Raw genomic sequence first — 23,213 nt, forward strand, 5'->3', positions numbered from 1 at the left:
GAGCGAATAAAAAATGCCAAAACGTACAGACATAAAAAGCATCCTGATTCTGGGCGCCGGTCCGATTGTTATCGGCCAGGCTTGTGAATTTGACTACTCCGGCGCGCAGGCGTGTAAAGCGCTGCGTGAAGAGGGTTACCGCGTTATTCTGGTGAACTCCAACCCTGCGACCATCATGACCGACCCTGAAATGGCCGATGCGACTTACATCGAGCCAATTCACTGGGAAGTGGTGCGCAAGATTATTGAAAAAGAACGTCCCGATGCCGTGCTGCCGACCATGGGCGGTCAGACCGCACTGAACTGTGCACTGGAACTGGAACGTCAGGGCGTGCTGGAAGAATTCGGCGTGACCATGATTGGCGCGACCGCAGACGCCATTGACAAGGCCGAAGACCGTCGCCGTTTCGACGTGGCAATGAAAAAAATCGGTCTCGATACCGCACGTTCTGGCATTGCACACACTATGGAAGAAGCGCTGGCGGTTGCCGCTGACGTGGGCTTTCCGTGCATTATCCGTCCTTCCTTTACCATGGGCGGTACCGGTGGCGGTATTGCGTACAACCGTGAAGAATTCGAAGAGATTTGTGAACGCGGTCTGGATCTCTCCCCGACCAAAGAGCTGCTGATTGATGAGTCGCTGATTGGCTGGAAAGAGTACGAGATGGAAGTGGTGCGTGATAAAAACGACAACTGCATCATCGTCTGTTCCATTGAAAACTTCGATGCAATGGGAATCCACACCGGTGACTCCATCACCGTAGCGCCGGCGCAGACCCTGACCGACAAAGAATACCAAATCATGCGTAACGCCTCGATGGCGGTGCTGCGTGAAATCGGCGTCGAAACCGGCGGTTCCAACGTTCAGTTCTCGGTGAATCCAAAAAATGGCCGTCTGATTGTTATCGAAATGAACCCGCGCGTATCCCGTTCTTCAGCACTGGCTTCCAAAGCGACCGGCTTCCCGATTGCCAAAGTGGCGGCGAAACTGGCGGTAGGTTATACCCTCGATGAGCTGATGAACGATATCACCGGCGGCAAAACGCCCGCGTCGTTCGAACCTTCTATCGACTACGTTGTGACTAAAATTCCTCGCTTCAACTTCGAGAAATTCGCCGGTGCTAATGACCGTCTGACCACACAGATGAAATCTGTTGGTGAAGTGATGGCAATTGGCCGTACACAACAGGAGTCTCTGCAAAAAGCGTTACGCGGTCTGGAAGTGGGTGCGAGCGGTTTCGACCCGAAAGTCAGCCTGGATGACCCGGAAGCACTGACCAAAATCCGTCGCGAACTGAAAGAAGCCGGTGCCGAGCGTATCTGGTACATCGCGGATGCCTTCCGTGCCGGGATGTCCGTTGACGGTATCTTCAATCTGACCAACGTGGACCGCTGGTTCCTGGTACAAATTGAAGAACTGGTGAAACTGGAAAATGAAGTAGCCGAAGGTGGCTTCAATATTCTGACCCAGGACTATCTGCGTATGCTCAAACGCAAAGGCTTTGCGGACCTGCGTCTGGCGAAGCTGGTCGGCGTGTCAGAAAGTGAAGTGCGCAAACTGCGTCACAAATACAACCTGCATCCGGTTTACAAACGTGTGGATACCTGTGCGGCGGAATTCTCAACCGATACCGCGTACATGTATTCAACGTATGAAGAAGAGTGCGAGTCTAACCCGACCAATGACAAACCGAAAATTATGGTACTGGGCGGTGGTCCTAACCGCATTGGGCAGGGGATTGAATTCGACTATTGCTGCGTACACGCCTCACTGGCGCTGCGCGAAGACGGTTACGAAACCATTATGGTTAACTGTAACCCGGAAACGGTATCTACCGATTATGACACCTCGGATCGTCTGTACTTCGAATCCGTGACCCTTGAAGATGTGCTGGAAATCGTGCGTATCGAACAGCCGAAAGGCGTGATTGTGCAGTACGGTGGTCAGACCCCGCTGAAACTGGCGCGTGAACTGGAAGCCGCTGGTGTGCCAATTATCGGCACCAGCCCGGATGCGATTGACCGCGCTGAAGACCGCGAACGTTTCCAGCAGGCGGTTAACCGTCTGGGACTGAAACAGCCAGCCAATGCCACAGTGGCGACTATCGAGCAGGCTGTTGAGAAAGCCGCCGGTATCGGCTATCCGCTGGTGGTGCGTCCGTCCTATGTGCTGGGCGGACGTGCAATGGAAATCGTCTATGACGAAATCGACCTGCGCCGTTATTTCCAGAACGCTGTCAGCGTGTCGAACGATGCGCCGGTGCTGCTGGACCGCTTCCTCGACGATGCCGTAGAAGTTGATGTTGACGCGATCTGCGACGGAGAGCGCGTGCTGATTGGTGGCATCATGGAGCATATCGAACAGGCGGGCGTACACTCCGGTGACTCTGCGTGTTCACTGCCATGCTACACACTGAGCCAGGAAATTCAGGATGTGATGCGCCGGCAGGTTGAGAAACTGGCTTTTGAACTGAGCGTACGTGGCCTGATGAACGTCCAGTTCGCGGTGAAGAATAACGAAGTCTACCTGATTGAAGTGAACCCGCGTGCTGCGCGTACGGTTCCGTTTGTCTCCAAAGCCACTGGTGTGGCGCTGGCGAAAGTTGCCGCGCGCGTAATGGCAGGGCAGACGCTGGCAGAGCAGGGTATTACTGAAGAAGTGATCCCGCCTTACTACTCTGTCAAAGAAGTGGTGTTGCCGTTCAATAAATTCCCAGGTGTTGACCCGATTCTGGGGCCGGAAATGCGTTCTACCGGTGAAGTCATGGGCGTTGGCCGTACTTTTGCCGAAGCCTTTGCCAAAGCGCAGCTGGGCAGCAATTCCGGTATGAAGAAAGCCGGTCGCGCACTGTTGTCGGTTCGTGAAGGCGACAAAGGCCGCGTGGTGGATCTGGCCGCTAAACTGCTGAAACGTGGTTTTGAGCTGGATGCAACACACGGTACGGCGGTGGTATTGGGCGAAGCCGGGATTAACCCGCGTCTGGTTAATAAGGTGCATGAAGGTCGTCCGCATATTCAGGACCGTATCAAGAACGGCGAATATGTGTATATCGTCAACACCACGGCAGGACGGCAGGCGATTGAAGACTCCAAGCTTATCCGGCGCAGTGCGCTGCAATACAAAGTGCATTATGACACGACGCTGAACGGCGGTTTCGCGACAGCGATGGCATTGTCTTCTGACCCGACTGAACAGGTGATTTCAGTGCAGGAAATGCACGCGAAAATCAAAGGTTAATGGCATCATTGTTTTATAAAGGCGTGGCGAAAGCTGCGCCTTTTTCTTTTATACCCGTCATACTTTAATTCGCAGATGCGTTAGTTACATCCGGTCCCCCGAATCACTTATCTGAATAAGCTCATCGGATCCCATCACTTGCTGCCTTCCTGCGAATCGAATTATTTGGGTATAACGGTTGGAGTTTTATCCGGAAAGCCCAAAATTGCGTATGCTGAAGTAAAGCTAATAAGACAAGAGACCTGCATGATTTTAATAATTTACGCCCATCCTTATCCGCGCCATTCCCGGGCCAATCAGGGGCTGCTCTCAGCAGTCAGCGATTTACCTGATGTCGAAGTGCGTTCGCTCTACGACCTTTATCCTGATTTCAATATCGATATCACTGCTGAACAGAAAGCCGTTGAACGCGCGGATCTGGTGGTTTTCCAGCATCCGATCCAGTGGTACAGCCTGCCGCCATTGATGAAACTGTGGATAGACAAAGTGCTCGAACACGGCTGGGCGTATGGTCATGAAGGCAATGCACTGAACGGTAAACATTGTCTGTGGGCCGTGACAACGGGCGGTAATGAGCATCATTTTGAACTGGGTGATCATCCTGATTTTGACGTGCTGGCGCAGCCGTTGCAGGCGACGGCCATTTATTGCGGCATGCACTGGCTGCCGTATTTTGCCGTGCACAACACGTTCATTTGCGATGAAGTGGCGCTCAAAGCTGCGGGCGAAGAATATCGTCGCCGTTTAACCGCCTGTCTGAGTCTGAAGGAAGGCTGCCCGCCGGAGGTGAGTCTTGGATAACCATAACCTGATGATCGAAGGGCTCATTTATCTGGGCTCGGCGGCGCTGTTTGTGCCCATCGCAGTGCGTCTTGGACTGGGGTCGGTGCTGGGCTACCTGATTGCGGGCTGTATTATTGGCCCATGGGGGCTGAAACTGGTGTCGGATGCGGAGTCAATTCTGACCTTCGCAGAAATTGGTGTGGTGCTGATGCTGTTTGTCATCGGCCTGGAGCTGGACCCTAAACGGTTATGGACGATGCGGGCTTCGGTTTTTGGCGGCGGCAGCATTCAGATGGTGGGTTGCGGTGCGGTGCTCAGCGTATTTTGTTATTTCCTCGGGCTGGACTGGAAAATTGCACTGCTGATCGGCCTGACGCTGGCACTTTCCTCCACGGCAATTGCCATGCAGGCGATGAGTGAACGCAGTCTGACGCCTTCTCCGCTTGGCCGCAGCGCCTTTGCGGTATTGCTGTTTCAGGATATCGCCGCGATCCCGCTGGTGGCGATGATCCCGTTACTGGCGAGTACCGGTGAAGCTACAACGCTGATGAGCTTTGGCCTGTCGGCGGCCAAAGTGGCCGGTGCGCTGGTACTTGTGGTGTTGCTCGGACGCTACGTGACCCGGCCATTGCTGCACTTTGTCGCACGCTCAGGCATGCGTGAAGTGTTCAGTGCCGTTGCGCTGTTTTTGGTCTTCGGCTTCGGCATTTTGCTGGAAATGGCCGGTATGTCGATGGCAATGGGCGCATTTCTGGCAGGTGTATTGCTGGCAAGTTCTGAATACCGCCACGCACTGGAAAGCGATATTCAGCCGTTCAAGGGCCTGCTCCTCGGGCTGTTCTTTATCGGCGTCGGCATGTCCATCGATTTTGGCACGCTGGTCCATCAGCCGCTGCTGATCGCCACATTGCTGGTGGGTTTTATGGCACTGAAAGCCGCTTTACTTTGGCTGATCGCGCCCTGGTTGGGCGTGCCGAAAAAGCAGCGTGGGCTGTTTGCCATCTTAATCGGGCAAGGCAGTGAGTTTGCATTCGTGATTTTCAGCACCGCACAAATGGCCGGTGTGTTACCGGTGGAGTGGTCGAAATCCCTGACGCTGGCGGTGGCACTTTCCATGGCGGTAACGCCGTTACTGCTGGTGCTGTCGGCCCGTCTTGAGCGTAATGCGCCGAAAGATGATCGCCCTCATGACACCATTGATGACGAAAATGCGCAGGTGATTATTGCCGGTTTCGGGCGTTTTGGTCAGATTGCCGGTCGTTTGTTGCTGGCTAATAACGTTCACACGGTGGTATTAGATCACGATCCGGATCACATTGAAACGCTGCGTAAATTTGGCACCAAAGTATTTTACGGCGATGCCACGCGCGTTGATTTGCTCGAATCTGCCGGTGCCGCCCAGGCCAAAGTGCTTATTAACGCCATCGATGATGTGGAAGCCAATCTTCAGCTGACGGCGCTGGCGAAAGAGCATTTCCCGAATCTGAAAGTGATTGCCCGCGCCCGCGATGTCGATCACTGGTACCAGTTACGTCAGTTGGGTGTTGAAGCGCCGGAACGTGAACTGTTTGAAGGCTCCCTGCGCGTTGGCCGTGATGTTCTGGAAGTGCTGGGGCTGGATGCGTATGAAGCCCGTGAAAAAGCCGATCTGTTCCGCCGTTATAATCTGAAAATGCTGGAAGCTACCCTCGGAAATTACGAAGATACCGAATTCCGTATCGCCAGTATGCAGCGTGCGAAAGACATGCTGACAGCCGCCATCGAGCAGGATCAGGTTCGCCTGGCCTCCGGTCAGCAACAGGGCTGGCGTGGCAGTATTGACGGCAAAGCGCCTGAGAAAGAGGTGATTGAAGCGAAAGGTTAAGCCGCCTGTTAAAACACAAAACCGGTGCCTGACGCACCGGTTTTTTCCTTTCCGGACTCAGCTCAGTGCGACTTTAATGCCTAAACCGATCAGCACACCGCCCAGCAGTTTATCGATAAGTTTCTGAGCTTTCGCCAGACCACGACGTACCGGCGGGCTCTGGATAAGCAAAGCCAGCGACGGCCACCAGATAGCCGACAAACCGACGATAATCGAGGCGTACCACAGCTTTTCCCCGAAGGTGGAATTGATCTGCAAGACCTGCGTGAACATCGCCAGGAAGAATAATGTTGCCTTAGGATTTAGCAGGTTACACAGATAACCCTGCATGAACGCTACGCGCAATTTCACCTGCTGTGGCTCAATCCCGTCGAGGTTCATTTTGCTGTTGCTGCGTGAGAATAACGCCTGAATACCGACCCAGATCAGATATGCCGCACCGATGTATTTCAGCAAATTGAATAACCACGGCGTGGTGGTAATCACCACTGCCAGACCGGCCACACAGTAAGACATGTGTGTAATCACGCCGCAAATTACGCCCAGTGACGTCGTGAGTGCCGCGATGCGCGGATAGCGGGCCGCATTTTTGATGACCAGAAAGAAATCAGGACCGGGAGAAAGCATGCCGAGGAAGGCAATACTGGCAACAAAAAGGGTGGTTTCAAGCATGAAAATAACCGTCGTCAATGTTCGGAGCAAAAGAAGGCGGCATGATACGCCAATCCTCAGTAAGTTAAATCACTCTTATTGCTTTTTTTGCGGGCGGTGAATGGTATGCAGGATCCGGTCATAGAATACCCGGTGCGCGAAAGCCCCGGAGCGCATCATCAACGTGAAATTACCCGGTTGTGCATCGAATGTGCCCTGATGCTGTTGCAGCACGGGGCCGAAAGTATGCTGGTTGAACAGCTATCGGCGAGGCTTGGCGTCGCGCTGGGAATGGACAGGGTGGAAAGTTCGATCTCCGCCAATGCGATTGTGCTCAGCACCCTAAGCGGCGGTTACTGTCTGACCTCGACGCGAAAAAATGTCGACCGCGGGATCAACATGCAGGTTGTGACCGAAGTCCAGCATACGGTGATCCTGGCTGAGCATAAGCTGCTCGACAGTACGCTGGTGGCAAAACGTCTGCATAGAATCAAACCGCTGCGCTATCCGCGCTGGCTGATGGTATTGATGGTGGCGCTCTCCTGCGGGTGCTTCAGCAAACTTAATGGTGGCGGCTGGGATGCGTTCACGGTCACTTTTTTCGCCAGTGGCATCGCCATGGCCGTACGCCAGAGCCTCACTGCGCGGCATATGAATCCGCTGATCAACTTTTGCTGTACGGCATTTGTGGCGACTTCGGTTTCAGGATTGCTGTTGCGGCTGGACGTTTTCCATCAGTCATCAAACGTCGCCATGGCTGCCAGTGTGTTACTGCTGGTACCGGGTTTTCCATTGATTAATGCCGTGGCGGACATGTTCAAAGGCCATGTGAATACCGGTCTGGCGCGCTGGGCGATGGCCAGCCTGCTGACTCTGGCGACTTGCATCGGCGTGGTCATGGCAATGGCATTGTGGGATCTGCGGGGGTGGTCATGAGTCTTTTATGGGCACTGATCCAGGATATGCTTTTTGCCGCCGTGCCTGCACTGGGCTTTGCGATGGTGTTTAATGTACCCCCGCGGGCATTGCGGTATTGCGCGCTGCTCGGTGCGCTTGGCCACGGTACGCGGATGATGCTTATTCATGGCGGGATGAACATCGAGTGGGCCTCCCTGCTGGCGGCTATACTGATTGGTATTCTGGGCATTCGCTGGTCACGCTGGTTACTGGCACATCCTAAAGTTTTCACCGTTGCCGCCGTTATCCCGATGTTCCCCGGTATTTCTGCCTACACGGCGATGATCTCTGTGGTGGAAATTTCGCATCTGGGCTACAGCGAAGCGTTAGTGTCGTCGGCACTTACCCATTTTCTGAAAGCCAGCTTTATCGTGGGGGCATTATCTATCGGATTATCATTACCGGGATTATGGCTGTACCGTAAACGCCCCGGTGTGTAAGCACTGTTGTACAACGGGGATAGGCAATACAACAAGCCAACGTATGGCTCAGCATTTTCGACTGGATTACAGCGAAATTTTCCGGTTTTTGAACCTGCTTTAACGCCGGAACTGGTACTTCTGTCGGAGAATATCCCGGCAGGGTAAGAGCTCTCTTATATCTTTGTAAAGCGCCCGTCTCCCTATCGACGGCTGATGGGGCTTTCCGTATAGTGGCAGCTCTTTTTTGGGGTCACGCACAAATTCTTTTTCTACACAGGGCATCACAATGATTATTAGCCTGATCGCCGCACTGGCGACCGATCGCGTTATTGGCATGGAAAACGCTATGCCTTGGCATTTACCTGGTGATCTGGCCTGGTTTAAGCGTAATACGCTCAATAAACCCGTCATCATGGGACGCAAGACGTTTGAGTCAATCGGACGCCCGTTACCAGGCCGGCTGAATATTGTCATCAGCTCTAAACCGGGTGAGCATGAAGGCGTGACCTGGGTGACGTCTGTTGAGGCTGCACTGGCTGCTGCCGGTGACGTGGAAGAAGTGATGGTGATGGGCGGTGGCCGTGTCTATGAGCAGTTGCTGCCGAAGGCCAACCGTTTATATCTGACTCACATTGATGCCGAAGTGGAAGGGGATACGCATTTCCCTGATTATGAGCCGGATGACTGGGAAAGCACATTCAGCGAATTCCACGATGCGGATGAGCAGAATTCTCACGGTTATTGTTTCGAAATCCTTGATCGCCGCGCCTGATGCTACGGCAGCGTGAAATAAAAAGGCACCTTTCTCGGGTGCCTTTGTGCTGTCTGTATACCCGCTGTTTGCTTACACAGCCTTTGGGATCTCAGAGTGCTGTTTTTCGCTCTGGCGGTTTGAAGGCTGAGTGAAATAAGTTTTGTCTTCCCAGCGCAACATCGTCAGGTCACCACCCCAGCAGCAACCGGTATCCAGCGCATAAATGCCCTCCGGCGCGCCTTTCCCTTCCAGGGATGCCCAGTGTCCGAATGCGATACTGTATCCTGCTTCCTGTAAAGGACCCGGAATATCAAACCAGGGTTTCAGCGGCTTCGGCGCGTTTTCCGGGGTATCTTTGCAGATCATATCCAGCTGTCCGTTCGGGAAGCAGTAACGCATGCGGGTGAAAGCGTTGGTGCTGAAACGCAAACGTGCCAGACCGGTCAGGTCAGGATGCCAGTTGTTCGGCATATCACCATACATCGCATCAAGAAACAGCGGATAGGTATCGCTGCTCAATACGGCTTCCACTTCACGGGCGCACATTTTGGCGGTGTCGAGATCCCATTGCGGCGTGATCCCCGCGTGGGCCATGACCAGTTTCAGATCTTCATCAACCTGCATGACCGGCTGGCGGCGTAACCAGTTGAGCAGTTCGTCAGCGTCTTCGGCTTCAAGCAGAGGAGTGATGCGGTCTTTCGGTTTGTTGAAACTGATCCCGGCATAAACCGCCAGCAGATGCAGATCATGGTTACCGAGCACCATCCGGACACAATCCCCCAGGCCGCTGACAAAACGCAGCACTTCGAGCGAGGACGGACCGCGGGCGACCAAATCACCCGTCAGCCAAAGGACATCTTTTTGCGGATTAAAATCCACCTGCGCTAACAGCGCCTTGAGTTCATCGATGCAGCCGTGAACATCACCAATAAGATATGTCGACATGAGGATTAATTTATCAGCGTAGGGATGGCGAGCCGGAAGACCGGAACAGGCACACGGAAGGTTTCACCGTCTTGTGTGACCATTTCATAATGGCCTTCCATCGTGCCCAGCGGCGTTTCTAAAATGGCACCGCTGGTGTAGTGAAATTCATTGCCGGGCAGGATCAGCGGTTGTTCACCGATAACCCCTTCGCCCTGGACTTCAGTCTGACGGCCGTTACTGTTAGTGATCAACCAGTAACGGCGGAGCAGTTGCACACTAAAACGCCCCAGATTGCGGATGGTAATGGTGTAAGCGAAGACAAAACGTTCTTCTTCGGGTATCGACTGTGACTCAACGTAGATACTTTGCACCTGAACACAAACGCGGGGCGAATTAAGCATAGCGCTACTCCTGAAGTTCCGGGGTTTTAGGTCGTGTTGATAACCAGTTAGCCAGTTTACAAAATTGTTCTACTGAAATATTTTCAGCACGCATGCTGAGATCTAAGCCCAGTTCGGTCATTTGCTCAGGAGTGAACAGATGGCCGAGGCTGTTGCGCACAGTTTTACGACGCTGGTTAAAAGCATCGGTGGTCAGACGGCTCAGAATACGAATATCCGGTACCGGGTACGGGATCACTTCATGTGGCACTAAACGTACCACCGCCGATTCGACTTTAGGCGCCGGTGTAAAGGATTCCGGCGGTACTTCCAGAACCGGGATCACATTACAGTAATATTGTGCCATGACCGTTAAGCGACCATACGCCTTGCTGTTCGGCCCTGCAACCAGACGGTTAACCACTTCCTTTTGCAACATAAAGTGCATGTCTTTAATGGCATTCGTATAGGTGAAGAGGTGGAACATCAGCGGTGTGGAAATATTGTACGGCAAGTTGCCAAACACGCGCAGCGGTTGACCGAGTTCTTCCGACAACTCGCCAAAATTGATTTTCATCGCATCAGACTGGATAACCCGCAATTTGCCCTGAAATTTCGGATTGGTTTCCAGCCGCGCAGCCAGATCGCGGTCAAGTTCGATAACCGTCATGCTGTCCAGGCGTGAAGCAACAGGCTCAGTTAATGCCGCCAGACCCGGACCGATTTCAACGACAGCCTCGCCCGGCATAGGGTGAATGGCCGACACGATGCTATCGATAACAAATTGATCGGTTAAGAAGTTTTGCCCAAAACGTTTACGGGCAAAGTGACCTTGGTGGACTCTACTATTCATTGTTGTTATTTATCGTTGCTGTTATTTGCCATATGGATGGCGAGATTTATTGCTGTCTTGAAACTGCCCGCATCGGCGGTGCCGGTGGCGGCGAGTTCAAGGGCGGTACCGTGATCAACGGAAGTCCGGATAAAAGGCAGGCCGAGTGTGATATTCACTGCACGACCAAATCCCTGATATTTTAGCACCGGAAGGCCCTGATCGTGATACATCGATAAAACAGCATCGGCATGTTGCAGATATTTAGGCTGGAATAACGTATCAGCGGGCAGCGGGCCGATGAGATTCATTCCTTGCTGGCGCAGTTCGTCCAGTGCTGGAATGATAATGTCGATCTCTTCGTGCCCCATGTGGCCACCTTCGCCCGCATGTGGATTCAGACCACACACATAAATTTGCGGCTCGGTAATACCAAATTTCGTTTTCAGATCATGATGCAAAATAGTGATTACTTCATGCAGACACTGGCGGGTAATCGCGGCCGGCACTGCCAGCAGAGGCAAGTGCGTCGTCGCCAGCGCAACGCGCAATTCTTCAGTTGCCAGCATCATCACAACACGGTCGCAATGGCTGCGATCGGCGAAGAATTCGGTATGACCGATGAAAGGAATGCCGGCATCGTTGATAATGCTTTTTTGAACCGGGCCGGTGATCAGTGCGGCGAATTCGCCACTGATCGCACCGTCGCAGGCGCGTGTCAGCGTTTCCACCACGTAAGGCGCATTGGCTACGTCAAGTTTACCCGCCGTCACCGGCACGGCGAGTTTCACTGGCAAAACGGTCAATGTGCCTGCAGCCTGCGGCTCTGGCGGACGCGCTTTCTGATAATCTTGCAACCGGATATTCAGGCCAAGTTTAGCGGCACGTTCAAGCAGTAAGGCCGGATCGGCACAGACCACTAACTCAACAGGCCATGCCTGTTGAGCCAGCGCCAGCACCAGATCCGGCCCAACCCCGGCGGGTTCGCCGGGGGTAATGACCACAGATTTTGTCACGGAAGTATTATTTTCCATTCCCGTCCATAATTTTCACATAAGCTTCAGCACGTTGTTCCTGCATCCACGTCTGGGCTTCTTCCGCAAATTTGCGGTTGAACAGCATACGGTAAGCACGTTCTTTCTGCGCCGCATCTGTTTTATCAACCTGGCGGGTGTCGAGAAGTTGGATCAAATGCCAGCCGAACGAAGAGTGAACAGGTGCACTGATTTCGCCTTTTTTCAGGTTCATCAACGCATCACGGAACGCAGGATCGTACATGTCTGGTGACGCCCAACCTAAATCGCCGCCCTGATTGGCAGAACCCGGATCCTGAGAAAGCTGTTTAGCTTCATCAGCGAATGTGGCTTTACCGCTCTTGATATCAGCTGCAACCTGTTCCAGCTTCGCACGCGCCTGCGCGTCTGTCATCACGACAGAAGGTTTCAGCAGGATGTGACGGGCATGAACCTCGGTGACAGAAACCGTTTTGTTGTCGCCACGGATATCGTTCACTTTCAGAATGTGGAAGCCCACACCTGAACGGATAGGGCCAATAATCTGACCTTTCTGTGCAGTGCTTAACGCCTGAGCAAAGAGGGAAGGCAGTTCCTGCAATTTGCCCCAACCCATGTTGCCGCCTTTCAGCGCCTGGGAATCAGCCGAGTAGGTGATAGCCAGTTTGCCGAAGTCCGCACCATTGTTCAGATCAGCGACAATTTTCTTCGCCAGCTGCTCTGCAGAATCAACCTGATCCTGAGTCGGATTTTCCGGCAGCGGAAGGAGAATGTGGCTGAGATTAAACTCAGCACCGCTGCCATTCTGAGCCGCAACCTGTTTGGCAAGTTGCTCCACTTCCTGAGGCAGAATGGTGACACGGCGACGCACTTCACTGTTACGTACTTCGCTGATGATCATTTCCTTGCGGATCTGAGTACGGTAAGTGTTGTAGTTCATCCCGTCATACGCCAGACGGCTGCGCAGTTGATCAACGGAAATGTTGTTTTGCTGTGCAATACCGGCAATGGCTTTATCAACGTCCTGATCGGTTGGCGTGATGCCCATGCGGGTCGCCATCTGCAACTGGATCTGGTCCATGATCAAACGATCGAGGATTTGATGACGCAGAGTCGCATCATCCGGTAACTGTTGATTAGCCTGCTTTGCCTGCTGCTTTACAGAATTAAACAAGCCATCTACGTCACTTTGTAATACGACGCCGTTATTTACGACGGCGGCTACTTTATCAACTTCCTGAGGGGCAGCAAACGCAGTGCTGGCACAAAGCGTCACGCCGAGGAGAAGTGTTCTCCAGTTCTTCATACTTTTTCCATTTGTCTAATCCGCAAGCGCGGGTTTCAAGTTCACTGAGTTCGTCGTGTCTTCACGAAATGAATCGTGTTTCGGGCTTAGAAAGCGCGTTGATAAGGCAGTATGCCGCGTGACAACATTTCTTTCGTTCCGAGGGTTTGATTGTTACCCAGGCCTCTAAGTTCAATATTGAAACCAATCTTATTATCGTACTTACTTTCTGACTTAACCGTATCGTAGTTGGTGATCTTACGTTCGTAGCCAACGTTGACAGCCCAGCAACAGGTATTGTATTGCAAGCCAATCAGCTGATCGGCAGGTTGTTGCGCTTTGGTGTCGTAATAGTACGCACCCACGATCGCCCAGCGGTCAGCAATCGGCCAACTGGCTATGCCGCCAACTTGCGAAATACCGTCCTGATAACCCGGGTTGGTGACGTTAGGTAACGTCGCCTGAATATATTCCGGGCTGGCATAACGGTAGCTCAGCTGAACCATTCTTTCTGAGTCTGCACGATACTCCAGCACAGCATCGCCTAAAGCCAGCGCATCCAGACGGGTGTCATACTGTACGCCCCCACGAATACCCCAGAAATTGTTGATTTTGTAGTAGCTGTCACCGGCCCACACCAGGCTGCCCGTATCATTATTTTTATCCAGTACGCTATCAACGTCACCGGTACGTGGCGGCTGGAAGTAATAAATCTGACCGGCAGACGCATTAAAGCGCTCTTCCAGATTTTCGTCATAGATACGGGTGGTTAAACCGCTCGCCACCTGGTTTGCAGAGGCAATACGGTCAAGACCACTGTAGCTTTTATCACGGAACAGGCCCGTGTAGTCGGACTGTAGCAGCGTCGAGTCATAGGTATTGACCGAGCTCTGGTTACGGTACGGGATATACAGGTACTGCACGCGCGGTTCGAGGGTCTGGGTGTAGTCACTGTTCCAGTCCATCGTCCGGTCAAATACCATTTTGCCGTCGCTTTTAAACTCAGGCATCACACGGTTCACGGAAGAACGCAGTTTGGTATTCGGATTGTTATCATAATATGCGTCCGGAATATCCTGCTGATAGTGGGTCGCCATCAGCTTCACTTCGTTATCCAGACTTCCCCAGCCATTACTGAGTGGCAGGCTGAGCGTTGGTTCGAAGTGAGTACGTACTGCTTCCGGATTGTCAGGGTTTACGCTGGTGAATTTGACCGCCTGACCGTACAGATGCAGGTCAAACGGACCCACATCATTTTTGTAATAGTTAATGTCCAGCTGTGGCTGAGCACGGTAAGCGTTGGTGTTACCGAAATCAGAGAATACCTGGAACTGCTTACTGGCCAGTGTGACGTCCCAGTTTTGGTTGGCGTAACCTACGCTGAATTTTTGCGTGGAATAGCCGTCAGTACTGGAACCGTATTTCGAATCGAAATCGGTGAAGTAGTAAGGGTCACTGACCTTGGTGTAGTCGATGTTGAAACGCCATACCTGATCGTATACACCGGCATGTCGCCAGTAATACATCCAGCGCTTGGTTTTATCGCTGGTACGGTTTTCATCGGCAACATACTGCTCGTCAATTTTCTTATCATTGCCGAGATAATCGAATTCCATCAGACCTGCACCGGCAACGGTCAGGTAGCGGAATTCATTCTGCAATTGCAGACCACGGTTGCTCATGTAATTTGGCGTGATCGTGGCGTCGTAGTTTGGCGCAATGTTCCAGTAATAAGGAACGGTGACGCCAAAGCCATTATTGCTGCTGTAGTTGGCGTTCGGGATAAGGAAACCGGAACGACGCTTATTACCAATCGGCAACTGCATGTACGGGCTGTAGAACACCGGCACCGGACCAATATGGAAGCGGGCATTCCAGATTTCAGCGACTTCTTCCTGACGATCCTGAATCACTTCAGAACCCACGACGCTCCAGCTGTTATCGCCAGGCAAACAGGTGGTAAATGTACCGTTATCCATAATGGTGTAACGGTTATTGTCACGCTGCTTCATCTTGTCAGCCTGACCCCGTCCCTGACGGCCGACCATCTGGTAGTCGCCATCCTGAACGTCAGTATCTTTGGTGGTCAGGTTCGCAAAGCCTTTCGGGCCATTCAGCTTGATTTGGTTATCGTTATAACGCACGTTGCCGATCGCAGTAGCGGTTCGGGTCGGGGTGGGCTGATTAGGATTGGCGATTTGATTAAGCTGAACCTGATCAGCATCCAGCGTGCTGTTACCCTGGACAACGTTAACGTTGCCACTAAACAGCGCACTGTCAGGGTAGTTGCCGGTCGCCTTATCGGCGTTGATGGTCACAGGCAGTGAATTAGGATCACCCTGCACCAAAGGTTTGTCATAGGTCGGAACGCCGAGCATACATTGTGCTGCGAGATCGGCCATTGCGCCGTGACTGTACAATACTGACCAGATTGTGGCGGCCAGCATTGTCGGTAAGCGTGTTTTCAGACGTCTGTTTTTCATACGTAAAATGGTGTTCCGTCATCAGAGGCATCATGCCGGCAAACGGTCAGAGACTATCTCACTCATCATGGTTGCGCTAGTGTTAAATCCCACCTGTTACGTTGCTGCCGTTAGGCACAACGATAAATGCCGGTTATGATAAAGCAATTTTTAAGCGACGGCATGGCGAATTGAGGAGTATATGCAGTATTGGGGAAAACTGCTCGGACTTATCCTGGGCTTATGGTCCGGTTTAGGCTTCTGGGGAATTGTAGCAGGGCTGCTGATAGGGCATATGTTTGATACCGCGCGTTCAGCGAGACGTAAAGGGTATTTTGCCGATCAGCAGACACGTCAAACCATCTTTTTCCGCACCACGTTTGAGGTGATGGGAAATCTGACTAAATCAAAAGGCAGGGTTACCGAGGCGGATATTCAGATCGCCAGTCTTTACATGGAACGGATGCAGTTGCACGGCGAGCAGCGCGAAGCCGCACAACGCGCCTTTCGTGACGGGAAAGAAGCTGATTATCCCTTACGTGAGAAAATGCGCGAACTGCGCAGTGTGTGTTTTGGTCGCTTTGACCTGATACGGACTTTTCTGGAAATTCAGATCCAGGCGGCGTATGCCGACGGTTCATTGCATCCCAACGAACGTGAAGTACTGTATGTGATTGCCGAAGAGCTCGGAATTTCACGGATGCAGTTCGATCAGTTCCTGCGCATGATGGAAGGCGGCCAGCAGTTTGGGGGACATCAGCAGGGCGGACGTTCTTATGGTGGTGGTTATCATCAGACGCAACAAGGCCCGACGCTGGCAGATGCCTGCAAAGTGCTGGGCGTCAATGCCACCGATGATGCGACGACGATTAAGCGTGCGTACCGCAAACTGATGGGTGAGCATCATCCTGACAAACTGGTGGCAAAAGGTTTGCCGCCGGAAATGATGGAAATGGCGAAGGAAAAAGCGCAGGCAATTCAGGCGGCGTATGATCTGATCAAACGCGAGAAAGGTTTTAAATAAAACTTTTGGCGTTGAGACAAACGTGATGCAAAAGACAAAGGCGCTGAATTCAGCGCCTTTTTTGTTTTTTTACCGACAGGAGCAGAAAGGATTAAAAGTCCGGCTCACAATTAAACACCAACGGGGTGTCAGTGATCGGATGATAAAACGATAACTCCTGGGCATGCAGCTGCAGACGATCTGCCGCCGCCAGCGCCTGAGAGTGAGCATAGAATTTATCGCCCAGAATCGGGTGCCCGAGCGCGAGCAGATGTACGCGTAGCTGGTGCGAACGTCCGGTGATCGGCCGCAGTTTCACCCGCGTAGTGCCGTCATCATCCCATGACATCACCTCATACTGCGTCAGCGCCTTCTTGCCGGTCTCGTGACACACTTTCTGTTTCGGCCGGTTGGGATAGTCGCAAATCAGCGGCAAATCGATAATACCGTAATCTTCTTCAACCCGTCCCCAGACGCGTGCGATATACACTTTCTTGGTTTCGCGCTCGCGGAACTGGCGTTTAAGTTCACGCTCGGCCTCTTTCGTCAGCGCCACCACGATCACACCGCTGGTGGACATATCCAGACGATGGACGGATTCAGCGTCAGGAAATTCACGCTGAATCCGTGTCATCAGACTGTCCTGATGCTCGGCCAGTTTGCCTGGAACAGAAAGCAACCCGCTCGGTTTGTTGACCACCATGATGTGTTCATCCTGAAAAATCACCTGTAACCAGGGATTGGTCGGCGGATTATAATTCTCCAGCGGCCGGGTTTTCGACGGTTCAGGGATAATCGGTTGATGTTCGCTCATAGCGTTTTACGTCTGCATTCGGGTTAAAATAAAGAAGGGATGCAAACCGGCCGCATCCCGTCGGGCTTACTGATGGCTCACCACCACAAGGCGGATCGCATCCAGACGCCAGCTGGCATCGTTCAGATTTGCCAGCACCTGCTTACGGTTAGAGTCTACCGATTCCAGCTCGTCATCACGAATGTTCGGGTTGACTTCTTTCAGCGCTTTCAGGCGGTCCAGCTCTTTGGTCAGTTGTTCGTCCGCTTCGACTTTCGCCGCTTCAATCAGAGCCCGTGCCTGTTCGGCGATTTCCGCTTCAGCCTGTTGCAACATGGCGTGAACATCCTGCTGCACGGCATTCACCAGCTTGCTGGAGTTGTGTCGGTTGATGGCATTCAGCTGACGGTTAAAACTCTCAAATTCGACCTGGGCCGCCAGGTTGGTCCCTTTGCGATCCATCAGCATACGCACCGGTGTCGGTGGCAGGAAGCGGGTCAGTTGCAGATGTTTTGGTGCCTGACATTCCACCACGTAAACCAGTTCCGCCAGCAAGGTGCCAACCGGCAGCGCTTTGTTTTTCAGGATCGATACCGCACAACTGCCGGTATCGCCGGAAAGGATCAGATCCAGACCGTTACGCACGATCGGATGTTCCCAGCTGATGAACTGTGCATCTTCACGCGAAAGCGCCTGTTCACGATCGAAAGTGACGGTACAACCGTCTTCCGGCAGTCCGGGGAAATCCGGTACCAGCATATGATCAGACGGCGTCAGAACGATCAGGTTATCGCTGCGATCCTCCTGATTAATGCCGACGATGTCGAACAGGTTCAGCGCAAAGTTCACCAGATTGACGTCGTTATCCTGCTCACCGATTTCCTTTGCCAGTTGCTGTGCCTGCTCGCCGCCGTTGGAATGCATCTCCAGCAGGCGGTCGCGGCCATTTTCCAGCTTCTCTTTCAGCGCGTCATGTTCTGCACGACATTTGAGGATGAAGTCGTCCAGTCCTTCCTGTTCGGCAGGTGTCGCCAGGAACGCAATCAACTGATCATAAGCACTGTCATAAATAGTGCGGCCGGTCGGGCAGGTATGCTCGAATGCATCAAGACCTTCATGGAACCAGCGCACCAGAACCGATTGCGCAGTCTGTTCGAGGTAAGGCACCATAATATCGATATTGTTTTGCTGCCCGATACGATCCAGACGTCCGATACGCTGTTCCAGCAGATCCGGGTTGAACGGCAGGTCGAACATCACCATTTTGCTGGCGAACTGGAAGTTACGGCCTTCGGATCCTATTTCAGAACATAGCAGAACCTGGGCACCTTCTTCCTGGGAAGCAAAGTATGCGGCAGCGCGGTCACGTTCAATGATCGACAACCCTTCGTGGAACACCGCTGCGCGGATCGCTTCACGCTCACGCAGAACTTGTTCCAGTTGCAAGGCTGTGGCGGCTTTCGCGCAGATCACCAGGACTTTTTCGTCACGGTTAGCTGTCAGATAACCCAGCAGCCACTCGACGCGCGGATCAAAGTTCCACCAGGTGGCGTTCTCGCCTTCAAATTCCTGATAAATCTGTTCCGGATACAACATATCGTGCGCACGCGCTTCGGCGGTTTTCTTCGCGCCCATAATGCCTGAGACTTTAATCGCAGTCTGATACTGCGTCGGCAGCGGAAGTTTCACGGCATGCAGATGGCGTTCAGGGAAACCTTTCACGCCATTACGGGTGTTGCGGAACAGCACGCGGCTGGTGCCGTGGCGGTCCATCAGCATGGAAACCAGTTGTTTTGCTGCGGCTTCGTCGCCTTTATTGGCGGCGGCCAGCAGGGCATCGGTATCCGCATTTCCGACACTTTCACCCAGCAGCGCCAGGGCTTCCGGCGTCAGCGGCTCTTTATTGAGCAACAGCGTCACGGCATCGGCTACCGGCTGATATTGCTGTTGTTCTTCGATGAATTCTTCGTAATCGTGGAAACGGTCCGGATCCAGCAGGCGCAGACGTGCAAAGTGGCTTTCCTGACCCAGTTGTTCCGGCGTAGCGGTCAGCAGCAGAACACTCGGGATTTGCTGAGAAAGCTGTTCGATAACCTGATATTCGCGGCTCGGCGTGTCTTCGCTCCACACCAGATGGTGGGCTTCATCGACCACCAGCATGTCCCAGGCAGCATCAGATAACTGCTCGAGACGGGATTTATTGCGGCGGACGAAATCAAGGGAACAGATCACCAGTTGTTCCGTTTCAAACGGGTTTGTCGCTTCGTGTACGGATTCAGCGTAGCGGTCATCATCAAACAAAGAGAAGCGCAGATTGAAGCGGCGCAGCATTTCTACCAGCCACTGATGTTGCAAGGTTTCCGGCACCACGATCAGTACGCGTTCAGCACGGCCGGACAACAGTTGCTGATGAATAATCATGCCCGCTTCGATGGTTTTACCCAGACCCACTTCATCGGCCAGTAAAACGCGCGGCGCATGGCGCTGACCCACTTCGTAAGCGATGTGTAACTGATGTGGGATCAGGCTGGCGCGCATACCACGCAGGCCGCCGAATTCCAGCCGGAACTGCTCACGCTGATATTTACGGGCGCGGAAACGCAGGGCAAAACGGTCCATGCGGTCAATCTGACCGGCGAACAGACGATCCTGCGGTTTGCTGAAGGTCAGTTTGCTGTCGAGTAGCACCTCGCGCATGGCAACACCGGTTTCTTCTGTGTCCAGGCGGGTGCCGATATAGGTCAACAGACCTTTGTCTTCAACAACTTCTTCGACCTGCAACTGCCAGCCTTCGTGACAGCTAATGGTATCACCGGGGTTGAACATCACGCGGGTGATCGGGGAATCATTTCGGGCATACAAACGGTTTTCACCGGTGGCGGGGAAAAGCAGGGTGACCATGCGCACATCCAGCGCTACCACGGTTCCTAATCCTAATTCGCTTTCCGTATCGCTTATCCAGCGTTGACCCAATGTAAACGGCATAATCTCTCTCTGTGTTGTTTGCTCTGTATACGGCGACTGCGCAATGCTTGTTCAGCCCGGGATGTTTCACGGGCAATAGTTTTCTTTCCCCGCCCGTAGGCGCGGAGTGATTCACTGTGTGAGGATGATTCAGAAATGGGAAAGGGCGCTATGGTAATGGAAGGTAAGCGATTCGTCACCTGTGAATCACAAGAGCAGCACCTTCTTTTGTTTAAAATAAACCCATCTGACCTGTAATCAGTGTAGCAAAATCATCGTGAAGGAAAGGCAAAATGCCATCGGCAACCGGTTCCAGCTGACGCTCGATGTAGTGATCGTAATCGACAGGGGACTGCCGATTTTCCAGCGGTTCTGGGCCGGACGTGGTCATTACATAGCTGATCCAGCCGCCATTCTGGTACTGCTTTGCCCTGCCATGCAGTGCGTTATAGTCATCGGCCAGCCGCGCGGCGCGAACATGTGGGGGCACATTTTTTTCATAATCGCTCAGCTTGCGGCGCAGACGTTTGCGGTATACCAGTTTGTCGTCAAATTCTCCGCTGAGGGTACGTGCCACATAGTCGCGCACGTAATCCTGATATGGCTGGCGGTGAAATATGCGCTGATACAATTCCTGCTGGAACTCCTGTGCCAGCTTCGTCCAGTCGGTGCGCACGGTTTCCAGCCCTTTATAAACGATGTGCTCACCGTCTGCATCATTCACCAGCCCGGCATAGCGCTTTTTGCTGCCGGTTTCTGAGCCACGAATGGTCGGCATCAGGAAACGCTGATAATGCGTTTCGAATTCCAGCTCCAGCGCGCTTTCCAGCCCGTATGCCTGTTGCAGATGCGCTTTCCACCAGGCATTCACCTGTTCTACCAGACGGCGGCCAATCGCGTTGGCGTCTTCCTGCGAACGGGCTTTATTCAGCCAGACAAAGGTAGAATCGGTATCCCCGTAAATCACCTGATAACCCTCGGCTTCAATCAGTTCGCGGGTCTGGCGCATAATGTCGTGTCCGCGCAGGGTAATGGAAGAGGCGAGACGCGGATCAAAGAAGCGGCAGCCGCTGGAGCCGAGCACGCCGTAAAAAGCATTCATGATGATTTTGAGTGCCTGCGAAAGCGGTTTGTTTTTCTGTTTCTTGGCTTCTTCGCGGCCCATCCAAATCTGGCGGACGATTTCCGGCAGACAATGTTTTTCGCGTGAGAAGCGGGCGTTGCGATAGCCTGGTACCGAATGTTCATCATCCGGTTGTTGCAGACCGGCAACCAGCCCGACCGGGTCGATCAGGAAAGTGCGGATAATTGACGGGTACAGACTTTTATAATCAAGTACCAGCACCGAATCATACAAACCGGGACGCGAATCCATCACAAAGCCGCCGGGGCTCATTTCACCCTGTAATTCCCCCAGATTGGGCGCGACGTACCCGGCGCGGTGCATGCGGGGTAAATAAAGATGAGTAAAGGCCGCCACTGAACCGCCGCTGCGATCCACGGCCAGGCCGGTGACCGAGGCGCGTTCCAGCAAAAACGGCATCAGTTCGGTTTTGGCGAAAATACGCGTTACCAGTTCGCAGTCTTTGAGGTTATAGCGTGCCAGCGCCGGTTTATCTTCCCGAAAACGCTGTTCGATTTCGGCCAGCCGCTGATAAGGATTGTCGCTGGCCTTGCCTTCGCCTAATAAACTTTGCGAGACGAATTCCAGACTGAATGAGCTGAAGTTCCAGAACGCCGATTTCAGTGCTTCAATGCCGTCGATGATCAGGCGGCCAGCCGCTGCAGCAAAAAAATGCCCCTGTTTGAAACCGTGTTCACGCCACTCCAGTTCACCACCACCGCGCCCGAATTTCAGCGGAATTTTGTAGCGGTCAGCATGCTTTTGCAAAACACGCAGGTCAAACTGCACTACGCTCCAGCCGATGATGGCGTCGGGATCGTAAGTTTCCAGCCACTCATTAAGCTTTTCCAGCAACTGCGGGCGGCTGTCAACATACACCAGATTGAAATCAAACTGACTGTCCGGATCGCCGTTAGGCGGACCAAGCATATACACGTGTCGCTGCCCGCAGCCTTCCAGCCCGATGCAGTACAACTCACCGTTGCCGCTGGTTTCGATATCCAGGGAACACAGTTTTAGCGGCGGGCGGTAACCCTCCGCTGGTTTCATTCTCGTGTCGAGCAGCAGCTTGTCCGGCCCGGGTTTGCCGCTAAACCAGACCGGCGCGGTAATATAGCGCTCCATCAGAAAGCGTTCAGGCGGGCGGATATCCGCTTCGAAAACATTAACGCCGTTTTCTTTCAGCAGTTTTTCTATCCGCATCAGCTGGCGGTGTTGCGGGCAATACAGCCCGAGAACCGGCCGGGAATGGAAATCCTGTAGCGGTAATTCACGCAGGCTGACATTTTTTTCATCGGTGAGAATTCGTTCCGCCGCCGTGCGCTGCGCGGCCGGAATAAACGCCACTGATTCCTGTAAAGGCAGGCGCACCTTTTGCGGTCCTTCATCGGTCGCCAGCCACAATTCCACCTCCGTACCGCGCGGCGTGTCGCGCCAGTGGCGGGTCAGCACAAATCCCTGACGCGGCAGGGTGTCATTGTTGGCTGAAGCGGGACGAACAAAGGTGGAAGTAATAAGCGCCTCGAAACGGTAGAGATAAACAAATAAGAGCCTGAGACAGAGTATGGTTATTTATACAGTCTTTGTCTACGGCTCAGGTTTCTGCCAAATACGCATACAATTACCCGGTTGACTGTGATAGTTCGTGCACTGACAATTCAGCCGCTTAATGTATTTACTACAATGAGATTGCAGAAAACTCACACTTGTCTCATTTGTACGCTGCGTAATTTGCGCAGTCATCACTCAATTTTGGGAATTT

At 53.0% G+C, this 23,213-nt stretch carries 17 protein-coding genes; 7 read left to right on the plus strand and 10 right to left on the minus strand.

Annotation, left to right across the window (positions count from 1 at the left end):
* Positions 1-13 precede the first annotated feature (13 nt).
* The 3 genes from carB to kefC all read left to right on the plus strand — a co-directional run bounded on the left by carB (position 14) and on the right by kefC (position 5,885).
* Positions 14-3,238: a carbamoyl-phosphate synthase large subunit gene (gene carB, locus ACOZIO_RS09360; protein WP_129953238.1), complete on the plus strand. Its 3,225-nt coding sequence runs from the start codon at positions 14-16 to the stop codon at positions 3,236-3,238.
* A gap of 246 nt (positions 3,239-3,484) precedes the next feature.
* Positions 3,485-4,039 (plus strand): glutathione-regulated potassium-efflux system oxidoreductase KefF, encoded by a 555-nt coding sequence (kefF, locus tag ACOZIO_RS09365; RefSeq protein WP_129953237.1) that lies wholly within the window; start codon positions 3,485-3,487, stop codon positions 4,037-4,039.
* A complete protein-coding gene (gene kefC, locus ACOZIO_RS09370; protein WP_217157345.1) occupies positions 4,032-5,885 on the plus strand; it encodes a glutathione-regulated potassium-efflux system protein KefC in 1,854 nt (617 codons plus the stop codon). The genes kefF and kefC overlap by 8 nt, the downstream gene beginning before the upstream one ends.
* Before the next feature lie 57 nt (positions 5,886-5,942).
* On the opposite strand, the gene ACOZIO_RS09375 is transcribed toward kefC, so the two are convergent.
* The gene (locus ACOZIO_RS09375) at positions 5,943-6,557 is read right to left on the minus strand and encodes a LysE family transporter (RefSeq protein WP_129991302.1); all 615 of its coding nucleotides are present in this window, start codon (positions 6,555-6,557) and stop codon (positions 5,943-5,945) included.
* A gap of 105 nt (positions 6,558-6,662) precedes the next feature.
* Between ACOZIO_RS09375 and ACOZIO_RS09380 the strand changes: the two genes are divergently transcribed.
* From ACOZIO_RS09380 to folA, 3 genes are all read left to right on the plus strand, one after another.
* Entirely contained in the window at positions 6,663-7,472 is an 810-nt protein-coding gene (locus tag ACOZIO_RS09380; RefSeq protein ID WP_129953234.1) for a threonine/serine ThrE exporter family protein, read from the plus strand.
* The gene (locus tag ACOZIO_RS09385; RefSeq protein ID WP_165383731.1) at positions 7,469-7,933 is read left to right on the plus strand and encodes a threonine/serine exporter; all 465 of its coding nucleotides are present in this window, start codon (positions 7,469-7,471) and stop codon (positions 7,931-7,933) included. Before ACOZIO_RS09380 ends, ACOZIO_RS09385 begins: the two co-directional genes overlap by 4 nt.
* A gap of 268 nt (positions 7,934-8,201) precedes the next feature.
* Positions 8,202-8,687, plus strand: coding sequence for a type 3 dihydrofolate reductase (gene folA / locus ACOZIO_RS09390; protein ID WP_129953232.1), 486 nt, complete (start codon positions 8,202-8,204; stop codon positions 8,685-8,687).
* Positions 8,688-8,759: 72 nt separating this feature from the next.
* Here folA and apaH read toward each other — a convergent pair whose 3' ends face one another.
* From apaH to lptD, 6 genes are all read right to left on the minus strand, one after another.
* Positions 8,760-9,614: a bis(5'-nucleosyl)-tetraphosphatase (symmetrical) ApaH gene (apaH, locus tag ACOZIO_RS09395; RefSeq protein ID WP_129953231.1), complete on the minus strand. Its 855-nt coding sequence runs from the start codon at positions 9,612-9,614 to the stop codon at positions 8,760-8,762.
* Between the two features lie 5 nt (positions 9,615-9,619).
* Complete coding sequence (gene apaG, locus ACOZIO_RS09400; protein ID WP_129953230.1) at positions 9,620-9,997, minus strand: Co2+/Mg2+ efflux protein ApaG; 378 nt, start codon at positions 9,995-9,997, stop codon at positions 9,620-9,622.
* Between the two features lie 4 nt (positions 9,998-10,001).
* Entirely contained in the window at positions 10,002-10,829 is an 828-nt protein-coding gene (gene rsmA, locus ACOZIO_RS09405) for a 16S rRNA (adenine(1518)-N(6)/adenine(1519)-N(6))-dimethyltransferase RsmA (protein WP_129953229.1), read from the minus strand.
* Between the two features lie 5 nt (positions 10,830-10,834).
* The gene (gene pdxA, locus ACOZIO_RS09410) at positions 10,835-11,842 is read right to left on the minus strand and encodes a 4-hydroxythreonine-4-phosphate dehydrogenase PdxA (protein WP_129953228.1); all 1,008 of its coding nucleotides are present in this window, start codon (positions 11,840-11,842) and stop codon (positions 10,835-10,837) included.
* Positions 11,832-13,127: a peptidylprolyl isomerase SurA gene (surA, locus tag ACOZIO_RS09415; protein WP_129953227.1), complete on the minus strand. Its 1,296-nt coding sequence runs from the start codon at positions 13,125-13,127 to the stop codon at positions 11,832-11,834. Before surA ends, pdxA begins: the two co-directional genes overlap by 11 nt.
* A gap of 86 nt (positions 13,128-13,213) precedes the next feature.
* Positions 13,214-15,589 (minus strand): LPS assembly protein LptD, encoded by a 2,376-nt coding sequence (lptD, locus tag ACOZIO_RS09420; RefSeq protein ID WP_129953226.1) that lies wholly within the window; start codon positions 15,587-15,589, stop codon positions 13,214-13,216.
* A gap of 181 nt (positions 15,590-15,770) precedes the next feature.
* Here lptD and djlA point away from each other — a divergent pair, with 181 nt between their 5' ends.
* A complete protein-coding gene (gene djlA, locus ACOZIO_RS09425; protein WP_129953225.1) occupies positions 15,771-16,592 on the plus strand; it encodes a co-chaperone DjlA in 822 nt (273 codons plus the stop codon).
* A 91-nt stretch (positions 16,593-16,683) separates the two neighbouring features.
* On the opposite strand, the gene rluA is transcribed toward djlA, so the two are convergent.
* The 3 genes from rluA to ACOZIO_RS09440 form a co-directional block, all read right to left on the minus strand.
* Complete coding sequence (gene rluA / locus ACOZIO_RS09430) at positions 16,684-17,385, minus strand: bifunctional tRNA pseudouridine(32) synthase/23S rRNA pseudouridine(746) synthase RluA (protein WP_421595208.1); 702 nt, start codon at positions 17,383-17,385, stop codon at positions 16,684-16,686.
* A gap of 66 nt (positions 17,386-17,451) precedes the next feature.
* Positions 17,452-20,349, minus strand: a complete 2,898-nt coding sequence (gene rapA, locus ACOZIO_RS09435; RefSeq protein WP_129991305.1) for an RNA polymerase-associated protein RapA — start codon at positions 20,347-20,349, stop codon at positions 17,452-17,454.
* A 211-nt stretch (positions 20,350-20,560) separates the two neighbouring features.
* Positions 20,561-22,903 carry a DNA polymerase II gene (locus ACOZIO_RS09440; protein WP_421595209.1) on the minus strand — a complete coding sequence of 781 codons (2,343 nt, stop codon included), beginning with the start codon at positions 22,901-22,903 and terminating at the stop codon, positions 20,561-20,563.
* Between the last annotated feature and the right edge of the window lie 310 nt (positions 22,904-23,213).

The sequence above is a fragment of the Rahnella sp. PD4 genome (assembly GCF_049199325.1).
GTDB lineage: Bacteria > Pseudomonadota > Gammaproteobacteria > Enterobacterales > Enterobacteriaceae > Rahnella > Rahnella perminowiae.